The sequence below is a fragment of the Pseudorhodoplanes sp. genome, from assembly GCF_035565795.1.
Classification (GTDB): domain Bacteria; phylum Pseudomonadota; class Alphaproteobacteria; order Rhizobiales; family Xanthobacteraceae; genus Pseudorhodoplanes.
On the sequence record NZ_DATMRV010000015.1, the window covers coordinates 13,195 to 39,375 of the forward strand.

24 protein-coding genes and 2 pseudogenes are annotated in these 26,181 nt (G+C 63.3%); 21 read left to right on the forward strand and 5 right to left on the reverse strand.

Going from position 1 to position 26,181, the window contains the following annotated elements:
* Nucleotides 1–37 precede the first annotated feature (37 nt).
* Entirely contained in the window at nucleotides 38–553 is a 516-nt protein-coding gene (locus VNZ93_RS01225; RefSeq protein WP_325698897.1) for a sarcosine oxidase subunit gamma, read from the forward strand.
* A gap of 6 nt (nucleotides 554–559) precedes the next feature.
* Here VNZ93_RS01225 and VNZ93_RS01230 read toward each other — a convergent pair whose 3' ends face one another.
* The 3 genes from VNZ93_RS01230 to VNZ93_RS01240 are packed head-to-tail and all read right to left on the reverse strand — an operon-like array spanning nucleotide 560 to nucleotide 3,299.
* Entirely contained in the window at nucleotides 560–1,129 is a 570-nt protein-coding gene (locus tag VNZ93_RS01230) for a MarR family transcriptional regulator (RefSeq protein WP_325698900.1), read from the reverse strand.
* Entirely contained in the window at nucleotides 1,126–2,328 is a 1,203-nt protein-coding gene (locus tag VNZ93_RS01235; RefSeq protein WP_325698902.1) for a Gfo/Idh/MocA family oxidoreductase, read from the reverse strand. Before VNZ93_RS01235 ends, VNZ93_RS01230 begins: the two co-directional genes overlap by 4 nt.
* Nucleotides 2,329–2,333: 5 nt before the next feature.
* Entirely contained in the window at nucleotides 2,334–3,299 is a 966-nt protein-coding gene (locus tag VNZ93_RS01240) for a PDR/VanB family oxidoreductase (protein ID WP_325698904.1), read from the reverse strand.
* 181 nt (nucleotides 3,300–3,480) lie between these two features.
* Between VNZ93_RS01240 and VNZ93_RS01245 the strand changes: the two genes are divergently transcribed.
* From VNZ93_RS01245 to phoB, 11 genes and pseudogenes are all read left to right on the forward strand, one after another.
* The gene (locus VNZ93_RS01245; RefSeq protein ID WP_325698907.1) at nucleotides 3,481–4,794 is read left to right on the forward strand and encodes a Rieske 2Fe-2S domain-containing protein; all 1,314 of its coding nucleotides are present in this window, start codon (nucleotides 3,481–3,483) and stop codon (nucleotides 4,792–4,794) included.
* Between the two features lie 80 nt (nucleotides 4,795–4,874).
* Complete coding sequence (locus VNZ93_RS01250) at nucleotides 4,875–5,834, forward strand: ABC transporter substrate-binding protein (RefSeq protein ID WP_325698910.1); 960 nt, start codon at nucleotides 4,875–4,877, stop codon at nucleotides 5,832–5,834.
* Nucleotides 5,835–5,975: 141 nt separating this feature from the next.
* A complete protein-coding gene (locus tag VNZ93_RS01255) occupies nucleotides 5,976–7,046 on the forward strand; it encodes a lysylphosphatidylglycerol synthase domain-containing protein (protein WP_325698913.1) in 1,071 nt (356 codons plus the stop codon).
* A complete protein-coding gene (locus VNZ93_RS01260) occupies nucleotides 7,024–8,355 on the forward strand; it encodes an ATP-binding protein (RefSeq protein ID WP_325698916.1) in 1,332 nt (443 codons plus the stop codon). Before VNZ93_RS01255 ends, VNZ93_RS01260 begins: the two co-directional genes overlap by 23 nt.
* 136 nt (nucleotides 8,356–8,491) lie before the next feature.
* Complete coding sequence (locus tag VNZ93_RS01265) at nucleotides 8,492–9,547, forward strand: PstS family phosphate ABC transporter substrate-binding protein (RefSeq protein ID WP_325698919.1); 1,056 nt, start codon at nucleotides 8,492–8,494, stop codon at nucleotides 9,545–9,547.
* Between the two features lie 103 nt (nucleotides 9,548–9,650).
* A complete protein-coding gene (gene pstC, locus VNZ93_RS01270) occupies nucleotides 9,651–11,018 on the forward strand; it encodes a phosphate ABC transporter permease subunit PstC (protein ID WP_325698922.1) in 1,368 nt (455 codons plus the stop codon).
* Nucleotides 11,011–11,493 (forward strand): annotated as a pseudogene (locus VNZ93_RS01275) (DUF3333 domain-containing protein); the annotation flags it as partial. The gene pstC and the pseudogene VNZ93_RS01275, both read left to right, overlap by 8 nt.
* A gap of 537 nt (nucleotides 11,494–12,030) precedes the next feature.
* A pseudogene (gene pstA / locus VNZ93_RS01280) lies at nucleotides 12,031–12,852 on the forward strand (phosphate ABC transporter permease PstA); the annotation flags it as partial.
* Nucleotides 12,853–12,878: 26 nt separating this feature from the next.
* Nucleotides 12,879–13,697 (forward strand): phosphate ABC transporter ATP-binding protein PstB, encoded by an 819-nt coding sequence (gene pstB / locus VNZ93_RS01285; RefSeq protein WP_325698966.1) that lies wholly within the window; start codon nucleotides 12,879–12,881, stop codon nucleotides 13,695–13,697.
* A 29-nt stretch (nucleotides 13,698–13,726) separates the two neighbouring features.
* Nucleotides 13,727–14,440, forward strand: coding sequence for a phosphate signaling complex protein PhoU (phoU, locus tag VNZ93_RS01290; RefSeq protein WP_325698925.1), 714 nt, complete (start codon nucleotides 13,727–13,729; stop codon nucleotides 14,438–14,440).
* A gap of 13 nt (nucleotides 14,441–14,453) precedes the next feature.
* Entirely contained in the window at nucleotides 14,454–15,164 is a 711-nt protein-coding gene (gene phoB, locus VNZ93_RS01295) for a phosphate regulon transcriptional regulator PhoB (protein ID WP_325698928.1), read from the forward strand.
* 77 nt (nucleotides 15,165–15,241) lie between these two features.
* On the opposite strand, the gene VNZ93_RS01300 is transcribed toward phoB, so the two are convergent.
* Nucleotides 15,242–15,739 carry a GcrA family cell cycle regulator gene (locus VNZ93_RS01300; protein ID WP_325698931.1) on the reverse strand — a complete coding sequence of 166 codons (498 nt, stop codon included), beginning with the start codon at nucleotides 15,737–15,739 and terminating at the stop codon, nucleotides 15,242–15,244.
* Nucleotides 15,740–16,128: 389 nt separating this feature from the next.
* Between VNZ93_RS01300 and VNZ93_RS01305 the strand changes: the two genes are divergently transcribed.
* The 4 genes from VNZ93_RS01305 to VNZ93_RS01320 all read left to right on the forward strand — a co-directional run bounded on the left by VNZ93_RS01305 (nucleotide 16,129) and on the right by VNZ93_RS01320 (nucleotide 20,741).
* Nucleotides 16,129–17,331 (forward strand): aspartate aminotransferase family protein, encoded by a 1,203-nt coding sequence (locus VNZ93_RS01305; RefSeq protein ID WP_325698934.1) that lies wholly within the window; start codon nucleotides 16,129–16,131, stop codon nucleotides 17,329–17,331.
* The gene (argF, locus tag VNZ93_RS01310) at nucleotides 17,331–18,269 is read left to right on the forward strand and encodes an ornithine carbamoyltransferase (protein WP_325698937.1); all 939 of its coding nucleotides are present in this window, start codon (nucleotides 17,331–17,333) and stop codon (nucleotides 18,267–18,269) included. The genes VNZ93_RS01305 and argF overlap by 1 nt, the downstream gene beginning before the upstream one ends.
* Nucleotides 18,269–19,282, forward strand: coding sequence for an Hsp33 family molecular chaperone (locus tag VNZ93_RS01315; protein WP_325698969.1), 1,014 nt, complete (start codon nucleotides 18,269–18,271; stop codon nucleotides 19,280–19,282). The genes argF and VNZ93_RS01315 overlap by 1 nt, the downstream gene beginning before the upstream one ends.
* Before the next feature lie 160 nt (nucleotides 19,283–19,442).
* The gene (locus VNZ93_RS01320) at nucleotides 19,443–20,741 is read left to right on the forward strand and encodes a flavin-dependent oxidoreductase (RefSeq protein WP_325698940.1); all 1,299 of its coding nucleotides are present in this window, start codon (nucleotides 19,443–19,445) and stop codon (nucleotides 20,739–20,741) included.
* A 27-nt stretch (nucleotides 20,742–20,768) separates the two neighbouring features.
* Here the strand turns inward: VNZ93_RS01320 and apaG are convergent, their stop codons facing one another.
* Nucleotides 20,769–21,161 (reverse strand): Co2+/Mg2+ efflux protein ApaG, encoded by a 393-nt coding sequence (gene apaG, locus VNZ93_RS01325; RefSeq protein WP_325698943.1) that lies wholly within the window; start codon nucleotides 21,159–21,161, stop codon nucleotides 20,769–20,771.
* Nucleotides 21,162–21,314: 153 nt separating this feature from the next.
* Between apaG and VNZ93_RS01330 the strand changes: the two genes are divergently transcribed.
* From VNZ93_RS01330 to VNZ93_RS01350, 5 genes are all read left to right on the forward strand, one after another.
* Complete coding sequence (locus VNZ93_RS01330; RefSeq protein WP_325698946.1) at nucleotides 21,315–22,481, forward strand: OpgC domain-containing protein; 1,167 nt, start codon at nucleotides 21,315–21,317, stop codon at nucleotides 22,479–22,481.
* A complete protein-coding gene (locus tag VNZ93_RS01335; RefSeq protein ID WP_325698949.1) occupies nucleotides 22,478–23,299 on the forward strand; it encodes an SGNH/GDSL hydrolase family protein in 822 nt (273 codons plus the stop codon). The genes VNZ93_RS01330 and VNZ93_RS01335 overlap by 4 nt, the downstream gene beginning before the upstream one ends.
* Before the next feature lie 92 nt (nucleotides 23,300–23,391).
* Entirely contained in the window at nucleotides 23,392–24,120 is a 729-nt protein-coding gene (locus tag VNZ93_RS01340) for an SGNH/GDSL hydrolase family protein (protein ID WP_325698952.1), read from the forward strand.
* Between the two features lie 112 nt (nucleotides 24,121–24,232).
* The gene (locus VNZ93_RS01345; protein ID WP_325698955.1) at nucleotides 24,233–25,339 is read left to right on the forward strand and encodes a 2'-deoxycytidine 5'-triphosphate deaminase; all 1,107 of its coding nucleotides are present in this window, start codon (nucleotides 24,233–24,235) and stop codon (nucleotides 25,337–25,339) included.
* A 12-nt stretch (nucleotides 25,340–25,351) separates the two neighbouring features.
* Nucleotides 25,352–26,089, forward strand: a complete 738-nt coding sequence (locus tag VNZ93_RS01350) for a sulfite exporter TauE/SafE family protein (protein WP_325698957.1) — start codon at nucleotides 25,352–25,354, stop codon at nucleotides 26,087–26,089.
* The last annotated feature ends 92 nt before the right edge of the window (nucleotides 26,090–26,181 follow it).

A 26,181-nucleotide genomic window follows, 5' to 3' on the forward strand; every position in this document is an offset into this window, starting at 1 on the left:
TCCCGGGCGCTCGGGCGCCGGAAGCGGAGATCCGGGTGTGATCGTTACGCCGCGGCATGATCTCTCGCTTGCTTTCGTGATCGGCGCCGAAGGCGACCGGACGCTCGCGGATCAGGTCGTGTCGCGGTTCGGGATCGAATTGCCGCAGACACCGCGTGCGGCAGCAGAAGATTTGGTCGATTTCATCTGGGCCGGTCCGTCACAATGGCTTGGAGTATCGATCCGGCCCGATATGCCGGCCGAGCTTGCGGAGCAGCTCAAGGGCATGGCTGCCGTGACGGACCAGACGGATGCGCGCGCCGTCCTGCGGCTGCATGGTGCGCGGGTTCGCGACGCACTCGCCAAGGGGTGCCCGGTCGATCTGCATCCGCGCGCGTTTCGGCGCGGCGATACCATCATCACCGCGATCGGCGGAATCGGTGTGCAGCTGTGGTGGGCGGATGTCGACGACGCGGTGCATCTCGCCGTGTCGCGCAGCATGGCCGGAAGCTTCTGGTCGTGGCTGCTGCCGTCGGCGCTGGAATTCGGCGTCGAGGTTCTTCCCCCGAAATAGGCTGGCTCATCCGCTCTTGTGTTTGCCGCCAGCCGCGACGCGCGACGCAATTTCGCGTGTAGAAGGGATGCGCCGCTGCGGATCGACGGATGCTGCATCGTCGCGCGCAAGATTTTCGATGATCGACAGAAGCGTCTGGCGCGTGGTCGCGATGTGCTCGGCCGGCACGCCGTTGACCGCGATCCGGTTGACCTCTTCCGCCAGGGGCACCAGATTGTCCTTCAACTGACGGCCTTTCGGTGTCAGGAACACGTAGACCTTCTTGCGATTGTCCGGCATCTGCCGCCGCGTGATGTAGCCAAGCTTCTCCATGGCGTTGAGCGCGGAGAATGTCGTTGGTTCCATCACACCCGCTTCTTCGCTGAGTTCGCGCTGCGTGAGCCCGTCCTTTTCCCAAAGGATGCGCAGGAAGGTCCAGTGCCCGAGTGATACGTCATGGGAGGTGAGCCGCATCTGCAGCGCACGGAGAAGGGAGCGGGTCGCATCCTTCACGAGATGCGCGAGGCGATCGTTCGGCACGGCTTCGCGCCAATGTTTCAGGATCGCATCGGTGTCGGGTTGCTTCCGGCGACTCATCGCACGGCTCCGCGCAATCCGACCTGATGACGCAGCGTGATCTCGGACCGCGCCTGTGACGATTCGAGGATCGCGAGGCAGACCTCGAGCGTCGCGCGCGACCATTCGCCATCGTGCAGCGGTGGCTTGTCATTGGCCACGGCCGCGTAGAATTCGTCGATCACTTCGGCGCGCGGGATGGCGGGCACGGGGACCGGATCGAGGCGAACCGCCTCGTCGTCGTAAATCATCACGCCATCCGGCATTGGCCGCAGATCGCCGCGCTCGCACGACACGATGATCGAACCGAAATGTTGGTGACGCCGGTTGGCGGGTGTGGCGGACGGCGGCGCATAGGCGCTGCCGCCATAATTGCGCGCGGCCTTGAGCGCCGCCTCTTCGTCGGCGTTGCCCGCCGCCTGCAGCGCCCTGCGCATCGTGCCATAGCGGGCGGGATCTTTCGGAAGCCCCATCTCCCCGATGAAACCCATGAACTCGTCGGAGTCGAAATGCGCATAACCGCTATAGGTGCAGGAGGCGAACACGCCGTCTTCGAATGTGAGCAGGGCGGAATAGGCGCCCTCTGTGGGACGCGACTGTTCCCAATTGCCGGTCTGCGCGCGCACGCTGCGGACAAGGCCGCCGCCGAGCAGGCGCACAATATCGATCTGATGCGCGCCCTGACTGAAGATCACGCCGCCGCCTTGCGTCGTATCCATCTCCTCCGGGCGCCGCGGCCGGACCATGTAATCCGTATAGTTGAGTGCGTGAATCATGCGGACCGCGCCATAGGCGCCGCTGTCGATCAGCCTGCGCGCATGCAGGACAGGCGCATTGAAGCTGTGGCTGTGCCCAATGACGAGCTGGACGCCGGCGCGTCGCACCGCGTCGATCATGGCGTCGCATTCCTCGATACGGATCGCGATCGGCTTTTCGACCAGCACATGCTTGCCGCGCGCGGCAGCGGCGATCACGTGAGCCGCGTGCATCTGATGAGGCGTTGCGACATACACCGCATCGATCGATGGATCATCGCACAACGCCTCGACGGTATCGTAGGTCGGCGCACTGTAATCCGCCTCGAACCGCTTGCGCGCTTCCGGACGAAGATCCGTCGCAGCGGCAAGCGTCATCCGCGGGTCCGCCGCGAATGTCGGCAGCATCAGCGTGAAGGCGCGGCCAAGCCCGGCAATTCCGAGACGGATGGGCTGGCCAGTCATCTGCGCTACCGGTCGATCACGAGTTCCGGCGTCTTCGCGCGGGATACGCAGATCATGATCTGGCTGCCGCGTTCGGCTTCGGTCAGCACCAGATCGCGGTGGTCGGCTTCGCCTTCGAGCAGCTTGGTGCGGCAAGTGCCGCATGTGCCGCTCTCGCAGGAGCTGGGCACGTCGTAACCGGCGGCACGCATCGCCTCCAGGATCGTGGTCCCGGCCGGGACCTCGATGACCGCGCCGCTCCTCGCAAGTTTTACCTTGAACGGCGTATCGTCCGGCCGGCGCGCATCGGCCTCGCTGAACGCCTCAAAGTGGACTGCGGTCGGCGACCAATGGCCGGTGGCGTCGCGCACCGCCTCCATCAGCCCGCGCGGTCCACAGCAATAAAGGTGCTCGCGGTTCTTGCGCTCCTCCACGATTGGCCAGAGGTCGAGCGCTTTCGCCGGATCGCCGCCGTCATAGTGAATGACGACCTTGCCACTGTATTCCGGCGCGCTCAGTTCCTCGCGGAACGCCGTCATCTCCGGGGTGCGCGAGCAGTAATACAGCTTGAACTTCTTGGCCGGATCGGCCTTCAGCGCATGGATCATGGCGATGAACGGTGTGATGCCGATGCCGCCCGCGATGAAGATGAAATTGTCGCCGCGCTGGGGCAGCGCGAAGGCATTGTCGGGCCTTGAGATCGTCCACTCGTCGCCGACCTTGGTGTTGTCGGTGAGATAAATCGAGCCGCCGCGACCGTTATCCTCGCGCTTGATCGCAACGCGGTAGAAGCTCCGTTCGGCCGGGTCGCTGCACAGCGAATATTTGCGCGTCAGGCCGTTCGGCACGCGCAGATTGATATGCGAGCCGGCGGTGAAGGCCGGTAGCTCGCCACCGTCCCGGTGCCGTATCTCGTAAAGGTGGATGCCGTCCGCGATGTTCTCGGCACGGGTGACAAGGACGGGGATATCGGTTTGCGGGATCGAACTCATGGCCGGGTGACGTGTTGCAGACGTAGCCTTTTCGGATGGGTCTAGGTCGCAAATTCCGGTGCGTTGCACAATCGCGGCGTCGCGCCGCCTCGACATCAGGCTGGAAGCATTATAGGATAAAAACTTAGAGGGCTAACATTTTATCCGGGATCCAACCCGGGCTGTTCTGGGAGGCAAAGCGATGATGACCGCCGAGGAAAACGACCTCCTGTGCCGCGTCGAAGGCGATGCGCCGATGGGTCAGATCATGCGGCGTCACTGGATGCCGGCCTGCCTGATTGAGGAGGTCGAGGAACCGGACGGCAAGCCGCTCAAGATCCGTCTGCTTGGCGAGGACCTCGTCGTGTTCCGCGACAGCGACGGGCGGCTTGGGATCCTCGACGAATATTGCCCGCACCGCCGTGCCTCGCTCGCCTTCGGCCGCAACGAGGAATGCGGGCTCCGTTGCCTCTATCACGGCTGGAAGATGGACGTGGAGGGCAACGTCGTGGAGATGGCCTCCGAACCGCCCGAGAGCGGCTTCGTCGAGAAGGTAAAGGTCAAGGCTTATCCCGCCCGCGAATGGGGCGGTTTTGTATGGACCTATATGGGACCGGCCGAGACCATGCCGGAGTTCGAGCCGCCGGCCTTCGCACCGACGCAGAACGCGCAAGTCTCGATCGTCAAGATTCACGTCGGCTGTAACTGGGCGCAGATTCTCGAAGGCCAGATCGATTCCGCGCATTCGTCGAGCCTGCATTCCTCGGACATGAAGCCGGCCAAGGTGGATGCCGCGAAAGCCGTTGACACGCATTGGCTGCGTCCGTCGACCGACAAGGCGCCCCGCCTGCAGGTCGAGCGCACGAGTTTCGGATTCCACTACGCGGCCATCCGCCGCCCGATCGCCAATGCCAACGTGAACGATTATGTGCGCGTGACGGTTTATGTTGCCCCGTTCACCGCGCTGATCCCGCCGAACAACGAATACAATGTCGCGACCCTGCTGGCGCCGGTCGATGACCACAATACGGTGTTCCACTTCATCGCCTGGAGCGACAAGGATACGCCGTGGGCGGACAAGGCGGGGATCGACCAGGAGGTGTGGCGCAAGTTCAACGTCGCGCAGCCCGGCATCGATCTCGATCGTGGCTTCAACAATCTGCGCACCCGCGACAATGATTATCAGCAGGACCGCAACGCGATGCGGCTCGGCAATTTCACGGGAATCAAGGGCATCCCCAATCAGGACATCGCGATGTGGGAGACCATGGGGCCGATCGCCGACCGCACCAAGGAGCGCCTTGGCGCGAGCGATCTCGCGGTGGTCGAGTTTCGCAAGCTGATGGTCGATGCCGCCCGGACAATGCGCGATTCAGGCGTGGCGATTGGGCGCACGACGCCGCACGTCGCGCATGGGAAGATCCGGTCGTTCGAGGGTATCGTGCCGAAATCGACGAACTGGCGCAGCTTTACGGTGGCGTCGGATCAGGAACAGGGTCAGGAGAAGGTCGCCTAGCGCCCCCATCAAGGCTAACATCTCGATCAAGATCGTCTCGATCAACGAAGACGACGACACTACGCAGAGGGAGGACATCAATGAATCGACGGACTTTCGGTCCGCTGCTTGGGCTGGTCGCAGCCGGCTATCTGTTCGGGCTGCAGCCTGCGCTGGCGCAGGACAAGCTGAAGCTTGCGGTCGGCCAGCGTGGCAACTGGGACACCTCGGTCTCCGAGGTCGGCCAGCGCGCCGGCATTTTCAAGAAGCACGGTCTTGAGCTGGAGATCGTCTACACCCAGGGTGCGGGCGAAACGCAGCAGGCTGCGATTTCCGGCAGTGTCGATATCGGCGTCGCCGCCGGCGTCATGGGCGTTCTCAGCGCATATTCCAAAGGCGCGCCGGTGCGGATCCTCGGCGCCGAGACTACGGGTGCCGCCGACCTTTACTGGTACGTGAAGTCGGATTCGCCCATCAAGAATCTGAAGGACACCGCCGGCAAGACGCTTGCCTATTCGACCAACGGCTCCTCGACCCACGGCATCGTCACTGCCTTCATGCGGGAATACGGGCTTACGGCGAAGCCGACGGCGACTGGGGGCCCTCCCGGAACGTTGACGCAGGTGATGTCGGGACAGATCGACATTGGCTGGGCGGCGCCGCCCTTTGGACTGGACCAGCTTGACCAGAAGCAGATCCGCATCCTGGCCAGTGGCAACGACGCGTCGGCATTCAAGGGCCAGACGGTGCGGCTGCTGATGACGACCGCGCCCGTGCTGCAGAGCAAGAAGGACGCCATCAACCGTTACATGAAGGCGTATCGGGAGACGATCGACTTCATGTACACGGATGCCGGCCTCAAGGTTTATGCGGACTGGCTGAATATCCCGGAAGCCAAGGCGCGCCGCACACGCGACGACTTCTTCCCGAAAGACTCGGTCAACCCCGATCGGATCACCGGGCTTGATACGGTCGTGAAAGATGCCGTTACGCTCAAATTTACGGCAACCGAACTGACCAAGGATCAACTGGCCGAACTGATCCAGATCCCGCCGCGTTGACGCGGTGCGCGCCGATCGTGACCGATTGCGGGCCGTCAAGACCCGCAATCGCGGTTTCTGGTCGCTTTTGCTTGCGGGCCCTGACTTCTGCTAGTACCTCGCCGCGGCCTGGCATAACGGCCGGGTTCGGCGGGGTTCTGCATGCTTGAAATGCTTCGCTCGGTGGCGCGCTTCATCAGCGAGAAGATCGGGTGGCATCGTATAGGCTTTGCCCTCAGTGTCATCATCATCGTGGTGGCCGCGGTCGTTCTGTACCGCATGCTGCGCGGCATCGATCTGAACGAAGTTTACCAAGCGCTTCGCGCCACCGATGCGCGGGATTTCTGGCTTGCCGCGTTGTTCGTCGCCTTCGGCTATTTCACCCTGACCTTCTACGATCTGTTTGCCCTGCGGACGATCGGACGCAAGGACGTGTCCTATCCCACGGCCGCTCTTGCGGGCTTCACGAGTTATTCGGTCGGGCACAATGTCGGCGCCAGCGCCTTTACTGGCGGCGCGGTCCGCTATCGCATCTATTCCGCGCACGGGGTGAGCGCGATCGAGGTCGCGAAGATCTGCTTCGTCGCCGGTCTCACATTCTGGCTCGGCAACGCCACGGTGCTTGGACTTGGCATTTTCTATGCGCCGGAAGCTGCCACCGCGATCAACCACTTGCCCGAATGGTTCAACCGGACACTTGCCGCACTCACGATTGCTGCCCTGGTGGTCTATGTGGTCTGGGTCTGGGTCCGTCCGCGTGCGATCGGACGTGACGGGTGGCAGGTGACCTTGCCAGGCGGTCCGCTGACATTCCTTCAGATCATGATCGGGATCGTCGATCTCGGATGTTGCGCGGCCGCGATGTATCTCCTGCTCCCCGACCAGCCACACATCAACTTTGTCATGCTGGCGGTGATTTTCGTCTCCGCGACGCTGCTTGGTTTCGCGAGCCATTCACCGGGCGGGCTCGGGGTGTTCGATGCGGCCATGCTGGTGGCGCTCTGGAATTTCGACAAGGAGGAGTTGCTGGCGAGCTTGCTGCTATTCAGGCTCCTGTACTACGTCATTCCGTTCGCGTTCGCGCTCGCGATCCTGGGTGCGAGGGAAATCATCAAGGGCATGTTCTCCAACAGCGTCCCGCAGCTTGGCAATATCGCCGGCGACGTCATCGCGCAGCACGCGAAAGAAGCCTCTGACCAGAAGCCGTCCAATGTCGATGGATCAAGGCAATGACAGGGAATTACCTGCGGACGCGCCAGAGGCGCATGCCCGACGTTATGATCTATGGTTGATCGCCGGGATCGCGGTCGTCGCGATTGCCCTGGTCAGTGCGCGCGGTGACCTCAGCGCCGTTATCGCAATCCCCGCTGCAATCGCTGTCGTAGCTGCCGCCTGGTATCTCGGCCGCCGCGCGCATGTGGAGGAGGCCGAGCAGGTGGCCTCGTCGCCCGCGATCGATAACGACAGCCTGTTTGCCGATGTTGTCACGGCCCTGCCGGATCCGACCGTTCTCCTGGATGCGGAGGGCCGGGTCGCCGCCATGAATGTGTCCGCGAGCACGATTGCACCGGCCTTGCGGATTGGGGAGCCGGCGGCCCTTGCGCTCCGGATACCGGAAGTGATCGACGCGATACGGCGTGCATCGCTCGGCCGCAAGACCGAACGCGCCGAATTTGCAGAGCGGGTGCCGTCCGGGCGCTGGTTCGAGGTTTTCGTGACTCCGCTCAGAGCGCACGACGACAGTGGGGCTGGCGCGCGCCTGTTGCTGACATTTCGCGATCTCACTCCGATTCGCAGGGTCGAGGAGATGCGGGTCGATTTCGTCGCGAATGCAAGCCACGAATTGAGGACGCCGCTCGCGGCTTTGTCGGGCTTCATCGAAACGCTGAAGGGACCGGCCCGCAACGACACGGCGGCGCGCGAGCGCTTTCTCGACATCATGGAAGGGCAGGCCAAGCGCATGGCGCGTCTGATCGACGATCTCCTGTCGCTTTCGCGTATCGAACTGGCCGCGCATGTCCGGCCCGAGACGCCAGTCGATCTGTCGCCGATCGTGCGGCAGGTGATCGATGCGTTGCAGGTGCTGGCGCGTGATCGCGGCGTAACGGTCTCGATTGATGCGCCGAAAGAGCCGCTGATCGTTTCGGGCAACCGCGATGAACTGACGCGTGTGTTCGAAAACCTGATCGAAAATGCGTTGAAGTATGGCGCATCGGGGAAACGCGTGGAGGTCACGCTGTCCCGCGCCTTGACCGTCGGCGGTGGCGAAGAGGCCGTTGTGGCGGTGCGCGACTACGGCCCCGGTATCGCGGCGGAGCATCTGCCGCGACTCACGGAGCGGTTCTACCGGGTCGACGTGACCGAAAGCCGGGAGCAGGGTGGTACCGGGCTCGGGCTGGCGCTCGTTAAGCACATCATGAATCGCCACCATGGACGGCTCACGATCGAAAGCCGCTCCGGCGAGGGGGCGACGTTCATAGTGCGGCTGCCGATATCAACAGGGACAGCCGGATCAGGTCAAAAAACGGCGTCAATTCAATAGTTTGCGCTGTCATCCAGGCGTCATCCCCGCGTCATAGAAGCTTCTGCATGTCGCCTCTAGTGACCGGGGCGATCGGACGCGCTTCCCCAAGGCTCTGACGCCACGCATGTCCGGCACATAACGAAGGAGAGAGACCTTGAAACACCAGACCCTCGCCAGCGCCTTCGCGCTCGTGGCGGCCGGCGTGATGTTTGCTGGCGCCGCCGAGGCGCGCGACCAGATCCGTATTGTGGGATCCTCAACCGTTTATCCGTTCACGACCGCCGTGGCCGAGCAGCTCGGCAAGACCGGCGGCATCAAGACGCCGGTGGTGGAATCGACCGGCACGGGCGGCGGCATGAAGCTGTTCTGCGCTGGCGTCGGCGTCGAGCATCCTGACGCGACCAATGCATCGCGCCGCATGAAGAAGAGCGAGCTCGAGCAGTGCCAGAAGAACGGCGTCAACGACGTCGTCGAGCTGATTGTTGGCTATGACGGAATCAGCCTTGCCCAGTCCAAGGAAGGGACGGCGATGAAGCTGACCCTGCCGCAGCTGTTCCTGGCGATCGCCAAGGAGGTGCCGGGTGCTGACGGCAAATTGGTCGCTAATCCGAACAGGAACTGGTCGGACATCGACAAGTCGCTGCCGAACGTGAAGATCGAAGTCCTCGGCCCGCCCCCGACCTCCGGCACCCGCGACGCACTGCATGAACTGCTGCTCGAAAAGGGCGCCGAAGGCGTACCGGCCCTCGCTGCGCTGAAGAAGTCGGACCCGAAGGCGTTCGAGCGCGCCTGGAAGTCGATCCGCGAGGACGGCGCCTATGTCGAAGCCGGCGAGAACGACAACCTGATCGTTCAGAAGCTCGTTGCCAACAAGAATGCCTTCGGCATCTTCGGCTATTCCTTCCTCGAGGAAAACACCTCGAAGCTGCGAGGCGTGCCGCTGAACGGCGTCGAGCCGACCTACGACAATATCGCCGCCGACAAGTATCCCGGCTCGCGCCTGCTTTACGTCTACGTGAAGAAGCAACATGTCGGCGTCGTCCCGGGTATCGACAAGTTCGTCGCCGAGTTCGTGTCCGCCAAGGCGATCGGCGAGGACGGCTATCTGTCGCGGAAGGGTCTCGTGACCCTGCCGAAGGCGGAAGCCGACAAGGTCCGGAAGGCGGTCACCGACATGAAGCCGCTGGCGCTCGATAACCTCGGTTCGTAATGGGCAAGTTGAAAGCCCGGGCAGTCGCACATGCGGCTGCCCGATCCTCGGGCGGCCGGTGAAGCTGCACAAGATGAAGCCGCGGGTTTGAAGGGTTGAGGCGATGACATCGTTGTATTTCCTAGGCCTCGCCGCGCTTGTGTTCGTTGGATATCTGCTGGGGCGCTCGCGCGCGGTGGCTGCGGGGCGGACGGGCGCATTGCACTCGCGCCCGAGCTATCACGGCTCTTTCGTCGTGATCAGCATCCTCATTCCGATGCTATTGATCTTCGTGGTCGCAGTGCCGCTCTCCGAACGGATCGTCAACGCCCAGGCGATCAATGCGCTCGATCCCGCGCTGCTCGATGACAACCTCAAACGCGGTGCTGCGCTGCGCGACATCGTCGCCGTCGCGTCCGGCCGCTATGTCGGCGAGCCGAGCGTCGCGCTCAAGAATGCGGCGGATCTATATTCCTCGCTGCGGTCCTGGACCGACACGGTCATTCTCGGTGCTGGCTGGATCTTCGGCCTGATTGGTATCGCTTACGGGTTGCGCTCGCTGTCGGTCAGTTTCCGCGCACGCAACCACGTCGAGAATGTCGTTAAATACGTGCTGCTGGCGGCCGCCTGCGTCGCCGTTCTCACCACCATCGGCATCATCTTTTCGGTCCTGTTCGAAACGGTCCGCTTTTTCCAGAAAGTTTCGCCCATCGACTTCCTGACCGGTCTGCAGTGGAGCCCGCAGACCGCCATTCGCGCCGATCAGGTCGGCTCGTCCGGCGCTTTCGGTATCGTTCCGCTGGTCGTCGGCACATTGCTGATCACCACAATCGCCATGCTGATCGCCGGGCCGATCGGGCTGTTCGCGGCAATCTACATGGCGGAATATGCGACGCCGCGCTTCCGGGCCTTGGCGAAGCCAGTCCTTGAGATCCTGGCCGGCATTCCGACCGTAGTGCTGGGGTTCTTCGCCGCCCTCAGTCTCGCGCCATGGGTGCGCGGCTCGGGCGAAGCCCTGGGCCTGAGCGTCGCCTCCGAAAGCGCGCTGGCCGCCGGCATCGTGATGGGAATGATGATCATCCCGTTCGTGTCGTCGCTCTCGGACGACGTCATCAACGCGGTGCCGCAATCGTTGCGCGATGGCTCCTACGCCATGGGCGCAACGCAATCAGAAACCGTCAAGAAGGTGGTGCTGCCTGCCGCTTTGCCGGGCATCGTATCGGCTTTCATGCTCGCTATCAGCCGCGCCGTCGGCGAAACCATGATCGTGGTGATGGCTGCGGGCCTTGCCGCCAACCTTACGTTCAATCCGCTCGACGCGGTGACGACCTTCACGGTGCAGATCAAGACGATTCTGGTCGGCGACCAGGAATTCGACAGCGCCAAGACCCTGTCCGCCTTCGCCCTCGGCTTCGTCCTGTTCTTCTTCACGCTGATGCTCAACATCATCGCGATGCAGATCGTGAAACGCTATCGGGAACAATATGACTGACACCACCCTTCCTGGCGTTCGCTCGATCGATCTTGGAACCGACGCTGCGCGCGCGCGCGTCAAGGCGCGCTATCGCGCGGAAACCCGTTTCCGCTTCTATGGCCTTGCCGCGATCGCGATCACCACGATCTTTCTGGTCGTCGTCCTGTCCGACATTATCGTCAAGGGCCTGCCGGCCTTCACGCAGCATGTGCTGGTGATGAAGATCACCGTGGATGCGGCCGAGATCGATGCCAATGGCATACGAAATCCTGGCGACATCCGCGCTGCAGATTTCCAGGCGCTGGTGCGCAATGCGCTGCGTGCCGAATTTCCGGACGCCAGAGACCGGACCCAGCGTCGTCAGCTCGATTCCATCCTGTCGACAGGCGCGTCCGATGCGTTGCGCGATCGCGTCGTCGCCGATCCTTCGCTGATCGGGCAGACCATAGATGTGCCGGTGTTGCTCTCTTCGGATGCCGATCTCTACTTCAAGGGCGCCGGAACGCCGATCGTCCGGACCGCCGGTCTCGGAACGGCTACGCCGAGCGGCACATCGGGCGAGATCGAGATCACGTCCACGTCCCGCGACTTTGCGAACACTCTGTCCCTAGTGAAGCAGGCGCTGACGACCCGGGCCCGTGCAGAACGAACCGAGGCAGACAGGCTGCAGGCGCTGTCCGGCCGCGCCGCGACGCGCAAGATAGAGCTGGAGGCCGCGCTTTCGTCGGCGAGGACCGCGAACGATCCTGACCGCATCGCGCTGCTCGAGCGCCAGATCGCGGCCGAGGGCGAGGAGGCGACATCGCTCGGCGCCCGCGCCAGGGAATTGTTCGACAGCGTCGCCGAACTCGAAGCGCGGTACAAGAATACGTCCGCGCCGGAAGCGCTGAACGACCGCGCCGCGAGCCTTCTGATCGCCATCAACAGGGGTGTGATGAAAGTCACGGAAGTCAGCGCCAACAGCGTGAAGGGCGAGGTTTTTCTTCCGCTCGCTTCGGCAGCGCCGGCCGGTCCGAATAGCTGGCAGGTCGTCAGCTATGTCACCCCGGAAGGAAGCCGGCGTCTCAACGATCGTATCGTGACGTGGCTGGAGGCCCTCAAGGCGAATGGTGAAGTCCGGCGGCGGTTCAACTGGCGCTTCTTCACCTCCGGCGACAGCCGCGAGCCTGAGCTCGCCGGCATCCGCGGCGCGCTGGTCGGCTCTGCCCTGACCCTGTTCGTCACGCTCGCATTGTGCGTGCCGCTCGGCGTTGCCGGCGCCATCTATCTCGAGGAATTCGCGCCGAAGAACCGCTTCACCGAGATCATCGAGGTCAACATCAACAATCTCGCGGCCGTGCCGTCGATCGTCTTTGGCCTGCTCGGTCTTGCAGTGTTCCTCAATTTCTTCGGCTTGCCTCGCTCCGCGCCGGCGGTCGGCGGCCTCGTGCTGGCGCTGCTCGTGCTGCCGACCATCATCATCGCCTCGCGCGCCGCGCTCCGGGCAGTGCCGCCCTCGATCAAGGAGGCCGCGCTCGGAGTCGGCGCCTCGCACCAGCAGGCGGTGTTCCATCATGTGCTGCCGCTGGCGATGCCCGGCATCATGACCGGCACCATCATCGGCATGGCGCATGCGCTCGGCGAAACCGCGCCGCTCCTGATGATCGGCATGGTCGCCTTCATCGTTGAGACGCCGTCGAGCATCACCGACGCTGCGACAGTGCTGCCGGTCCAGATCTACCTGTGGTCCGACCTGCCGGAGGCCGGATTCCAGGCGAAGACCGCGGGCGCGATCATGGTGCTGCTGGTCTTCCTGTTCGTCATGAACGGTGCTGCCATCATCCTGCGCAGGCAATTCGAACGGCGCTGGTAATAGACACGGAGTAAGAAATGCCGGCCATGAACGCCCTGGTTCAACCCGCCACCGCCGCTGCGACGACGCTTGCGCCATCCGCCCCCGCGCGGGCGAAGGTGGTCGCCGAGAATGTCAACGTCCATTACGGCGAAAAGCACGCGCTGAAGAACGTGAGCGTCAACATCCCCGAGCGGAGCGTAATGGCCTTCATCGGGCCGTCCGGCTGCGGCAAGTCTACGTTCCTTCGCTGCATCAACCGGATGAACGACACCATCCCGTCGGCGCGGGTCACCGGCCGGATCGAGATCGACGATCTCGACATCTACGACAAGTCGCTCGACGTTGTGCAGCTGCGCGCCCGCGTCGGCATGGTCTTCCAGAAGCCCAATCCGTTCCCTAAATCCGTCTATGAGAACGTGGCCTATGGTCCCCGCATTCACGGCATGGCGCGCTCGAAGACCGATCTCGACGACATCGTGATCTCGAGCCTGAAGCGCGCCAGCCTTTGGGAGGAAGTGAAGGATCGCCTGTCCGATCCCGGCACCAGGCTGTCCGGCGGCCAGCAGCAGCGCCTGTGCATCGCGCGCGCCATCGCGGTCGGCCCCGAGGTCATCCTGATGGACGAGCCCTGCTCGGCGCTCGACCCGAACGCCGCCGCCCGCATCGAGGAACTGATCGACGAACTGCGGCAGAATTTCACCATCATCATCGTCACCCATTCGATAAAGCAGGCGGCGCGCGTGTCGCAGCGGACCGCGTTCTTCCATCTGGGCAGTCTTGTCGAGGAGGGGCCGACCGAAATGATCTTCACCACGCCGCAGGACCGCCGCACGCAGGATTACATCACCGGGCGCTTCGGCTGACCGGCCGCGAAAGGACAAGGATCACAACGATGTCCAACCACATCACCAAGGCCTTCGATGCCGACCTGCGCGAACTCAACCGCATGGTCGCTGAAATGGGCGGGCTGGCCGAAAAGCAGATCGCCGATGCGGTCCATGCGCTGACGCGGCGCGACACCGATCTTGCGCGCAGGATGATCGCTGCCGACGCGCAGGTGGATGCGCTCCAGCGCGAACTGGAGGATCGAGCGATCCTCACCATCGCGCGCCGGCAGCCGGTGGCGATCGACCTGCGCGAGGTGGTCAGCGCGCTGCGAGTCGCGAACGAGATCGAACGCATCGGCGATCTTGCCAAGAATATCGGCAAGCGCGTGCTCGACCTGAACGGAGAATATCCGTCCCTCAAGCTGATCCGCGGCGTCGATCACATGGGCGGTCTCGTGCTCGATCAGCTGAAACGCGTGCTCGATGCCTACGCAGCCCGCGACGTCGACGAAGCCATGGACGTCTGGAAGCGCGACGAGGAAATCGACGCCATGTGCGTGTCGCTGTTCCGTGAACTCCTGACCTACATGATGGAAGATCCGCGCAACATCACCTTCTGCATCCACCTCCTGTTTTCGGCGAAGAACATCGAGCGCATGGGCGACCACGCCACTAACATCTCCGAGACGGTTCATTACGTGATCAAGGGCGAGCCGATCACCCTGGAGCGGCCGAAAGCCGACACCACCAGCTTTACGCCTTTGGCTGCGCAAGGATGACGGAAGCGTGGACATGAACGGCCCGAACGCGCGGATCCTGATTGTCGAGGACGAGGAGCCGTTGTCGCTCCTCCTGCGATACAATCTCGAAGCCGAAGGATATGAGGTCGAAACCGTCGCGCGTGGCGACGACGCCGATACGAGATTGCGTGAGAGCACGCCCGATCTCGTGGTGCTCGACTGGATGCTCCCCGGCTTGTCCGGCATCGAGCTTTGCCGCAGGCTGCGGGCCCGGCCGGAAACCAAATCACTGCCGATCATCATGCTCACAGCGCGCGGCGAAGAGAGTGAGCGTGTCCGCGGGCTGTCGACCGGGGCCGACGATTACATCGTCAAGCCGTTTTCCGTTCCGGAGCTCGTCGCGCGCATCCGTGCGTTGCTGCGCCGGTCCCGTCCGGAGCGTGTCGCCGATGTGCTGACGCTCGGCGAGATCGAACTCGATCGCGTCAGGAAGCGGGTGTCGCGCGCGGGCCGCGATGTCGATCTCGGACCGACCGAGTTTCGGCTGCTCGAATTCCTGATGGAGCGTCCCGGCCGCGTCTTCACGCGCGAGCAGTTGCTCGATGGCGTCTGGGGCAGCGAGGTCTATATCGACGAGCGGACGGTCGATGTGCATGTCGGCCGTCTGCGCAAGGCCCTCAATCGCGGCCGTGACGGCGATCCGATCCGGACCGTGCGCGGATCGGGCTATTCAATCGATGATCGCTTCGGCAAAGCCAGCTGATCAAATCCGCATCTGAAAGAGAAACGCCCCGGTTCGATCCGGGGCGCTTTTCTTTGGTCGCAAGGCTTTCGCCAAACTCAGCGGACCGGGCGCTTGTCGCGGCGCGCGGCCGGCGGCTGGTACGCGATGCGCGAGTGATAGGCGCAATAGGGCAGGCTCGCTACGGAGTTTCCGCCGCAGAAATAGAATTCTGCGGTTGCCGGGTCGCCGATCGGCCATTTGCAGGTCCGCTCGTTCAGTTCCAGCAATGTGCGGCGCTGTCCGATCGGAACCACATTCTCGACCATGGCCGGCTCAGCCTCGACTTCGTATTCGAAGGCAAAGGCCTGTGCGAGGGCGGTGTTGCCGCGAATGGCGGGACGGGACACCCGCAACATATGGGATGCCCTGGGCTTGCGCTGGCGTGGCGCGCTCGAGGAGGGGGCTTTGGTGCGGCCGGACAGACCAAGACGATGCACCTTGCCGATCACGGCGTTACGGGTGATGCCGCCGAGTTCCGCCGCGATCTGGGAGGCCGAAAGGCCGTCGGACCAGAGTTTTTTCAACTGTTCGACCCGTTCGTCGGTCCACGTCATGGGTTTCTCCTTTTTGCCCGCGGACGGGCCTCCGTCCGCAGAATCCGATCCCGTCGCGGACAGCCGGAAGCTGCCAACGTGACGCAACACACGCAGATGTACTGACTTAGTCTGCCCGCCGCACGAGATGTCGTGTCTGACTGAGGCGACACTACACAATCGCTGGACTCGGCCGCAAGAGTCCGGGGCCAAAGCGTCCCCACCCTCATTGCCTCACCAGCGACGTTTTCCACGCCTTATTGCCGCGGTTGCGGCATGGTCTTACCGCTTCGCTCGGTTGACACCCATCCGACCGCACCTACAATGGAAATCGACGTGCCGCCCGCGGGGGCGGCACATTTCGTTTAAGCTCTGACATCGTCTGTCTTTGCTCTGCCGGATGTTCTGTCGTGGTCTCGCATCTTCTTCCGACTTATTCGCGTGCCGACCTTGCTTTCGAGCGTGGCGAAGGTCCTTGGCTGATCGCGAACAATGGCGAGCGCTACCTCGACTTCGGCTCGGGCGTTGCGGTGAACGTGCTGGGTCACGCGCATCCCGCTCTTGTCGAGGCGCTGACCGATCAGGCGCAGAAGGTCTGGCATGTCTCCAATCTGTTCCGGATTCCGGAGGCGGAGCGGCTGGCGGAGCGGCTCTGCGCGGCGAGCTTCGCGGACCTCGTCTTCTTCTGTAATTCCGGCGCCGAGGCGATGGAGTGCGCGATCAAGACCGCGCGCAAATATCACGCGGCGTCCGGCCATCCGGAGCGCGTCGACATCATCACCTATGAAGGCGCCTTCCACGGGCGCACGCTCGCGACACTCGCAGCCGGTGGTCAGAAAAAATATCTTGAGGGCTTCGGTCCCGTGGCGGGCGGCTTCATTCAGGTGCCGTTCGCCGATCTCGAGGCAACGAAAAAAGCGATCGGTCCCACCACGGCCGCGATCCTGATCGAGCCGATCCAGGGCGAGGGCGGCGTGCGGGTGGTGCCTCCGCAGTTCCTGCGCGAACTGCGCAAGCTGTGCGACGACCACGGCCTGATGCTGGTGTTCGACGAGGTGCAGACCGGTATCGGCCGCACCGGCGACCTGTTCGGCTATATGCGTAGCGGCATCGCGCCGGACATCATGGCGCTGGCAAAGGCGCTCGGCGGCGGGTTCCCGATCGGCGCCTGCCTGACGACCGCCGAAGCCGGCAAGGGAATGACGGCCGGCACCCACGGCTCCACCTTCGGCGGCAATCCGCTCGCGACCCGCGTCGGCAATGCGGTGCTCGACGTGGTGCTGGCGCCGGGCTTCCTCGACAACACGCGCAAGGTGTCGCTTCTGCTCAAGCAGCGGCTGGCGGAGCTGAAGGATCGCTATCCGTCGGTGATCGCCGAAATCCGCGGCGAGGGGTTGTTGCTCGGCATCTGCTGCGTCGTGCCGAATGGCGACATGGTCGCGGCGCTTCGCAACGAGAAGATGCTGGCGATCGCCGCCGGCGACAACGTCGTTCGCCTTTTGCCGCCGCTGATCATCGACGAGGCCGCCGTCGCCGAAAGCATTAGCATAATCGATCGTGCGTGCGCGAAGCTGTCCCAGGCAGCCAAGCCCGCGACCCCGGCAGCAGTCTGATGGCAAAACAAAGCATCCGGCGCAGCATCCGCCACTTTATCGATCTGGTCGATATTCGCCCGGCCGACCTCCGTGCGATCATCGCGAGCGCACGCGCAATGAAGAAATCGCGGGGGCGCGGCAAGCGCCCGCTCAGCGGCCAGACGCTTGCGATGATTTTCGACAGCCCCTCGACGCGCACGCGCATCTCGTTCGAAGTTGCGATGAAGCAACTCGGTGGAGAAGTCATTGCGCTGACCGGACAGGAGATGCAGCTCGGACGCGGCGAGTCGATCGCCGATACGGCGCAGGTGATGTCGCGCTTCGTCGATGCGGTGGTGATCCGCACGCTCGACCACGACCTCGTCACCGAGCTCGCGCAGCATGCGACCGTTCCGGTGATCAATGCGCTGACCAAGCAGTCCCATCCCTGCCAGGTGATGGCCGACGTGATGACCTTCGAGGAGCATCTCGGCTCGATCAAGAAGAAGACTGTGGCCTGGACCGGCGACGCCAACAATGTGCTGACCTCGTGGATGCACGCAGCCGAGCGGTTCGACTTCCGCCTTAATGTCGCGACCCCGCCGGAACTGAAGCCGCAGCCGTGGCTGATGGACTGGATAGCCGAGAGCGGCGCCGCCATTCACGTCGGAACCGACCCGGAAGAGGCCGTACGCGGCGCATCCTGCGTCGTGACGGACACGTGGGTCTCGATGGGCGACGAAGACAGCGAGGTCTTCAGGCACAACCTTCTGAAGCCCTATCAGGTCAATGCGAAACTGATGGCCAAGGCGCGGCCTGACGCCATTTTCATGCATTGCCTGCCCGCCCATCGCGGCGAGGAAGTCACCGACGAAGTGATGGACGGCCCGCAATCGGTGGTATTCGACGAGGCCGAGAACCGCTTGCATGCGCAGAAGGGCATTCTTACTTGGTGCCTGAACGCAAGCACGCGCTGATGGATATCGAAATTCCCACCCGACGGCCCTCCCATCACACTCCCGACGACACCATTCTTCCCTTCGAAGTGTCGGCGCTGGATTTGCGCGGCCGTATCGTGCGCCTCGGCCCCGCAGTCGATGAAATCCTCAGCCGCCACGATTATCCGCTTCCGGTTTCAAAACTGCTCGGAGAGGCGATCGCACTTGCCGCGCTGTTTGGCTCGTCACTGAAATTCGATGGCCGCTTCATCCTCCAGACCCAGAGCGACGGGCCGGTGCGCATGCTGGTGGTCGATTACGTGACTGGCGGGCGCATGCGCGCCTGCGCACGGTTTGACCGCAATCGCGTGGCGGAGGCGATTGCTGCAGGCAAGGTTTCGGCCGGCGAAATGCTCGGCCGCGGACATCTTGCGATGACCATCGATCAGGGCGGTGACATGAACCGCTATCAGGGTCTGGTCGCGCTTGACGGTGAGGGGCTTGAAGCGGTGGCGCACGAATATTTCCTGCGCTCCGAACAGATCCCGACCCGCGTGCGGCTGGCCGTCGCCGAGGAAATGCGTGCGGGGGACAGCGGCGCCACGCATTGGCGCGCCGGCGGCATCATGCTGCAATTCCTGCCAAAGTCGCCGGATCGCATGCGCGTGGCCGACCTCGATCCGGGCGATGTTCCGGAAGGCGTTACGATCGAGGAGGTGTCGGAAGACGATGCCTGGGTCGAAGGCAAGGCGCTGGTTGAAACGGTCGAGGATATCGAATTGATCGATCCAGATCTCTCGACCGAGCAGCTGGTCTATCGCCTGTTTCACGAACGCGGCGTGCGGGTGTTCGATAGCGCCAATATCGAGGCGAAATGCTCATGCTCGCGCGACAATGTCGAAGCGATGCTGAAGAGCTTTTCGCAGGATGACCGCGACCACATGGTGGAAGACGGCAAGATCGCCGTGACCTGCGAGTTCTGCAACCGCACCTATGATTTCGCGCCGGACGAGGTTGGCGCGAATGATGGGGAGGTGGATCAGGCGCTGTAAAGCTGAGTGCTTCGGTTACCTTTCCCTGCAAGCGGGGAGAGGCAAAAGGCCCCTGAGCCTGTTGGGCCGCGTCTTCCGATTTCAATGAGTCGTCCGACTTGCCCCTGCCGCCCTCCAGCGGCTAGAGGAAGCCGGTCAGGTTCCAGACCGGGTGGGGCGAGTGACCGATAATCCTGTAATCATCGCGGGCGGCGGCATCGGCGGCCTCGCGACTGCATTGACACTGCATCAGATCGGCGTGCCATGCGTCGTGTTCGAGGCGGCGCGCGAGATGCGTCCGCTGGGCGTCGGCATCAACATGCAGCCCAATGCCGTTCGCGAATTGTATGATCTCGGCTTCACTCAGGCGGATCTCGATCGTGTGGGGCTGCCAGCGAAGGAATGGGCGCTGGTCGGGCTGAACGGCAACGACATCTATTCCGAGCCGCGCGGGCTGCTCGCCGGATACAAGTGGCCGCAATACGCCGTGCATCGCGGCAAGTTTCACATGATGCTGCATGACAAGGTCGTGGAGCGCATCGGCGCGCAGGCGGTGAAGCTTGGCAGTCGCGTGACCGGATATCGCAAGAATGCGGACGGTGGTGTCACGGCGTGCGTCGAACACGCGGACGGCTCAACGTCGGAGAAGACCGGGGCGCTGCTGATCGGCGCTGACGGAATTCACTCGGTCATCCGCGCACAGATGCATCCGGCACAGCCGCCGATCCACTGGGGTGGCGCGATCATGTGGCGCGGTACGACATGGGCGAAGCCGATCCGAAGCGGTGCGTCCATGGTTGGCCTGGGCACGCATCGCCAGCGCGTCGTCTTCTATCCGATCTCGCATCCCGACCCTCGCACCGGGCTCTCGATGATCAACTGGATCGCCGAGGTTACGATGGATAACGCCGACGGCTGGAAACAGAGCGGCTGGTTCCGTCAGGTCGGCATCGATGTCTTCGCACATCACTTCCAGGACTGGATCTGGGATTGGCTCGATGTGCCCGAATTGCTGCGCAATGCCGATAGCGTTTTCGAGAATCCCATGATCGACCGCGATCCGGTTGAGACGTGGCAGGATGGACCGGTGTTGCTGATGGGCGATGCGGCGCATGCGATGTATCCGACAGGCTCCAATGGCGGCAGCCAGGCGATCGTCGATGCGCGTACGCTTGGCGCGGCGATGGTGGAGCATGGCGCAACGCCGGACGCGTTGGCTGCGTTCGACGCCAAACTCTGCGGACCGATCTCGCAACTCGTTCTGCGAAACCGCGGTGCGGGGCCATTCGGACTTCTCAACATCGTCGACGAGCGATGCGGTGGAACATTCGACAACATCGACGATGTGATCCCGCCGAAGGAGCGCGCCGAGTTCATGGCCGGCTACAAGGCCGCAGCGGGCTTTGCGATCGAGACGTTGAATAAGGCGCCGCAGACCATTGCGAGCGGTGCGCGCGTGCGCGAGGCGCAGACGGTGTAAGGGGCAGTCACTTCGCTCGAAAGCGCTCTAGTTGATCGTGCGCGAGGCGTGGACGCTGTCGAGCGAAAACGCGGGAATGTCGATGTCGAATTGCTCGCCGTCTTCGGTCACCATCCCGTAACGGCCGGTCATGATCCCGGATGGAGTCTGCAATGGAACTCCGCTGGTGTATTCGAAACTCTTGCCCGGAGCGATGACGGGTTCCTCGCCCACGACGCCCGCTCCACGCACTTCCTGCACGCGTCCGAACCCGTCGGTAATATGCCAATAGCGGGTCTTGAGCTGGACCGTCTCGCCGCCCTTGTTGGAGATCTCGATCGTATAGGCCCAGAAGAACTGGCTCTTCTCCGGCGCTGAACGGTCGGACATAAACCGTGGCGTGACGACGACTTCGATATTGCGTGTAACGGCGCGGTACATGCGGTTCGGTGTCCGGCCAAGCTTTGTGAGCCGCCCTTCAAATCAGCGGCATGAGGTTCCATACTAAATAACAGCTTCAATTCGCGACTTGCAACCGCAACCGTGCTCGGCGAATGTCGCCGCAAGGGAATTGGCCTCGAAGTGAACTCACGAATGGCTCCAGCCATACCGACCGACCGCGATTTGCGGCTCGACCTGTTTCGTGGGCTCGCCCTGTGGTTCATCTTTCTCGACCATATCCCCTCGAACATCGTCGCCTGGATCACGATCCGCAATTACGGTTTCGCGGACGCGACCGAGATCTTCATTTTCGTGTCCGGGTTCACGGCTGCGTTCGTCTACGGGCGCGCGATGCGCGATTACGGCTTCGTGGTGTCGAGCGCGCGCATCCTGAAACGCGCCTGGCAGATCTATGTCGCGCACATCTTCCTGTTCGTCATTTACATGGGCCAGATCGCCTATGTGGCGCGCGGCTTTCAGAACCCGCTTTATGCGGAAGAAATGAACATCCTGGAGTTCCTGCAGCAGCCGGACGTGACGCTGGTGCAGGCGCTGCTGCTGAAGTTCAAGCCGGTCAATATGGATGTGCTGCCGCTCTACATCGTGCTGATGGCGTGCTTTCCGCCGATGCTGTGGCTGTTGCTACGCAATGCGACGGTGGCACTGGCCCTGTCGGTTCTGCTCTATGCGCTGACCTGGGAGTTCGGATGGAACCTGCCCGCCTATCCAAGCGGGACGTGGTACTTCAATCCGCTCGCCTGGCAGCTCCTGTTCGTGTTCGGCGCCTGGTGTGCGCTCGGCGGGGCGGAGCGGCTCAAATGGCTGCTGCGATCGAGGATCACGCTGGGGGTCGCGATCGCCTATCTCGTCTTCGCGTTTCTGATCACGCTGACCTGGCATTTTCCGCGGCTGGCGCCGCTGGTTCCGCGCTGGCTCGCGGAGCACATCTATCCGATCGACAAGACCAATCTGGACGTCCTGCGCTTTGCCCATTTCCTGGCGCTGGCGGCGATCGCGGTCTATTTCGTGCCGCGCGACTGGGCGCCGCTGCGGTCGCGCTGGCTGCGTCCGGCCATCCTGTGCGGGCAGCATTCGCTCGAAATCTTCTGCCTCGGCGTGTTCCTGGCTTTCGCCGCGCACTTCGCCAAGGTCGAGATATCGCCGGGCATCCCGATGCAGATTCTGGTGAGCGTGTTAGGCATCCTGATAATGGTTGCCGTTGCCTGGTTCCTGTCATGGTACAAGGACGCGACGGCGCGCAAGATCGCCGCCCGTCCGGTTGACCGGTCGGCGAAATCCTCGCTAGGAGGCGAGGCATGAAGGCAGTGATGTCCGGCCTTTGCGTGCTCGCGCTGGTTGCGGCGCAGGGGCCGGCTATGGCTCAGAGCCAGGCGCACCCGGACGCGTCAAAGCCTGCACCGAACGTGCATACCCTGTCACAACCGGAGGTCGATCCCTGCGAGGTGCCGGGCTATATCCTGTTCGGCGAGGGCAAGCTCGAACACGTCAAGAAGGCGGTCGAGGAGAACAAGAGGCTCACAATTCTGGTGGTCGGTTCCGGGTCCTCGGTCCTGCCGGGGACGGACGGGGCCGGAAAAGCCTATCCCGGCCGGCTGGAGGAAGTCCTCCGGAAGCGCTATCCGGGGGTCGAGATCAGCGTTGTTGCGATTGCGAAATCCCGCCAGACCGCCGCAGATATGACGCAAGGGCTCGATAAGGCCCTGCTCGACCGGAAGCCGGATTTGGTGATATGGCAGACGGGTACGGTGGACGCGATGCGGGGAGTGGACCCCGAAAGCTTCCGGACCTCGCTCGACGAGGGCATCGACCATATCATTGATGCTGGCGCTGACCTGATCCTGATGAACATGCAGTACAGCCCGCGTACCGAAACGATGATCTCGCTGTCGAATTATGCCGACATGATGCGGGTGGTGGCGCGCGACCGCGAGGTGCCGCTGTTCGATCGCCGCGAAATCATGCGCTACTGGAATGACAACGGGAATTTCGACCTCAACCTTGCCACCAAGGATGTAACGACCGCGTACAAGGTTCACGATTGCCTCGGCCGCGCGTTGGCATCTCTTGTGGTGGAAGCCGCCAATCTCGACGGCATCAAAGCGAGACCCACACAGTGACGGTGTTTTCCTGCCCTTTTTCCATCCGGACATCGCTGCTGGTTGCGGCGCTTTTGGCCGCCGGTCCAGGTCTTTCGCACGCTGAGGATAAGGTGCTCGCCGCCGCGCCTGCGTCGGCTCCGGCCGCAGCGCCGGCCTGCGCGGCTCCTGATGACGTGACGCGCCTGATGAATCCGCTGGTCCGTACGGGGCGCAAGCTCGCGGCCGGCGAACCCGTGAAGATCGTTGCGATCGGCTCGTCCTCGACGGCCGGCGCCGGTGCGAGCGCGCCCGACAAATCCTATCCCGCGCGGCTTGCGGTCGAGCTCGCAAACCGCTTTCCGGCCCAGCCGGTCACCGTGGTGAATCGCGGCGTCAACGGCGAGGAAGCCCGCGACATGATCAAGCGCATGGACGAGGGCGTGCTGTCGGAGCGGCCGGACCTGATCCTCTGGCAGGTCGGCGCAAATGCCGTTCTGCGCGATACCGCCATTCCCGCGGTGCGTTCGGACATCCTCGAAGGGCTGCGGCGCATGAAGGCGTCCGGCGCCGATGTCGTGCTGATCGATCCGCAATTCGCGCCGAAAGTGCTGGCCAAGAAGGACGCCGACGCGATGGTCGATCTCCTCGCGACCACGGCCAAGACCCAGAATGTCGACCTGTTCCGCCGCTTCGCGGTGATGCGGCACTGGCGGCAGGTGTCCCGCATCCCGTTCGAGGCGTTCATCTCGCCAGACGAATTGCACATGAACGACTGGAGCTATGGCTGCCTGGCCAAGCTCCTGGCCGGTGCCATTGCGGAAGCCGCGACCCGCTCGACGCTGACCGCGCACGCCCGCTGAGGGGCGATTTTCCGGGATAAATGAGGGGACCGCGCGGCTCGCGCCTTTGCGGTTCCGGCGTCATCATCTAGACCCATCGGGAACTAGGGTGACGGGGACGGAGAGACAGCGCTTGGCGCGGACGTTCAACGGAAATGGCAGCGGCATCCTGCCGGACCGGTCAATCCTGCAATTGACCGAGGGCGGCCACCTGCGGCCGTCGGCGCCCTACGCTGACGGTCAGGTCCAGCCCGCCTCGCTCGATCTTCGCCTCGGCCCTGTCGCGTATCGCGTGCGCGCGAGCTTCCTGCCGGGTCCCCAGGCGACCGTTGCGGAACGCATCGAGGCGCTGCGGCTTCATACGATCGATCTCTCGGACGGTGCGGTTCTGGAAACAGGCTGCGTCTATATCGTGCCGCTGATGGAAAGCCTGTCGCTGCCGGCCGACATTTCCGCCACGGCAAATCCGAAAAGCTCCACCGGCCGGCTCGATGTGTTCACGCGTGTAATCGCCGATCGTTCGCGCGGCTTCGACCAGGTGGCCGCGGGATACGAGGGTCCGCTTTATGCCGAGATTTCGCCGCGCACCTTCCCGGTGCTCGCGCGGCAGGGCTCGCGCCTGTCGCAGATCCGTTTCCGGCGCGGCGATACATTGCTCGACGCCGCGCAATTGCGCGCGCTGCATGAGCGCGAACGGCTGGTCGATACCGATGAAGCAGACCTCACCAATGGCGTCGCGGTCGGTGTCGATCTGTCCGGCGACTTCGCGGGCGGCCTGATCGGTTATCGGGCGAAGCGCCATACCGGATTGATCGATGTCGATCTGCGTAACGGCTATGACGTCGCCGACTTCTGGGAGCCGATGTCCGCGCGGCCCGACAAGAGTCTGATCCTTGATCCGAACGAGTTCTACATTCTCGCCTCGAAAGAGGCGGTGCAGGTGCCGCCGGACTACGCTGCGGAGATGGTGCCGTTCGATCCGTTGGTTGGCGAATTCCGGGTGCATTATGCCGGCTTCTTCGATCCCGGTTTCGGTTATGCCGGCGCAGGCGGGCGCGGCGCGCGTGCTGTGCTCGAGGTGCGCTCGCGCGAAGTGCCGTTCATTCTCGAGCATGGCCAGATCGTCGGCCGGCTTGTCTACGAAGCGATGATGGCGCGGCCGGACACTCTCTATGGTCAGGGCATCGGTTCGAATTATCAGGCGCAGAGCCTGAAGCTGTCGAAGCATTTCCGGAGCTGAGGCACGATCATTGTGCTGCCGCTCGACGCAACGGCACTGACCCTTTTTCTTCTCGCTGCATTTGTTGGCGGACTGACCACCGGGCTCGCGGGCTTTGCGATGGGGCTCGTCGTGTCCGGCGTGTGGCTGCACGTGCTGACGCCGGTTCAGACCACGGCACTGATCGTCGGCTATGGCCTTTTCGTGCAGGCGCATGGCGTGTGGACGTTCCGTCACGCGATAGACTTTCGGCGCGTGCTGCCGCTGATCGCAGGTGGCGCGATCGGCGTGCCGCTTGGCGTCCTTCTGCTTGCGCATCTCGATCCGGTCTGGGTGCGCCGTGCGGTTGGCGTTCTGCTGGTCAGCTACAGTGCCTACGGGGCATTGCCGCTCAAGATTTCGCCGCTACGCGTCACCTTCCCGACTGACGGCGCGGTGGGCTTCTTCAATGGCGTGCTCGGCGGACTGACGGGCCTCGCCGGCCCGATCGTGGTGATCTGGTGCCAGCTCACGGGCGTACCGCGACATGCGCAGCGCGCGATCTTTCAGCCGGTCATTTTCGGAGCGTTCGTGTTGACAGCCATTGGCCTCGGCGTCGATGGCGAAATCAAGCGGGATGTCGTGACGCTGTTCGCGCTCGGGCTCCTGCCGGTGCTGGGCGGGATCTGGGCGGGATTGCATCTCTACGGCAGGCTGGACGAGGCGGGTTTCCGCCGTCTCGTGCTCGGACTGCTGTTCGTGTCCGGGCTAGTGTTGCTGGTGCCGGGATGACGTTGATGAGGCGCAGAAGTCGTAACCCGCAAGAGTCATGAGGCAACGGGCTTGCGGCACGGCCCGCGCTTTCGCTATGGTCGCCGGGCGCG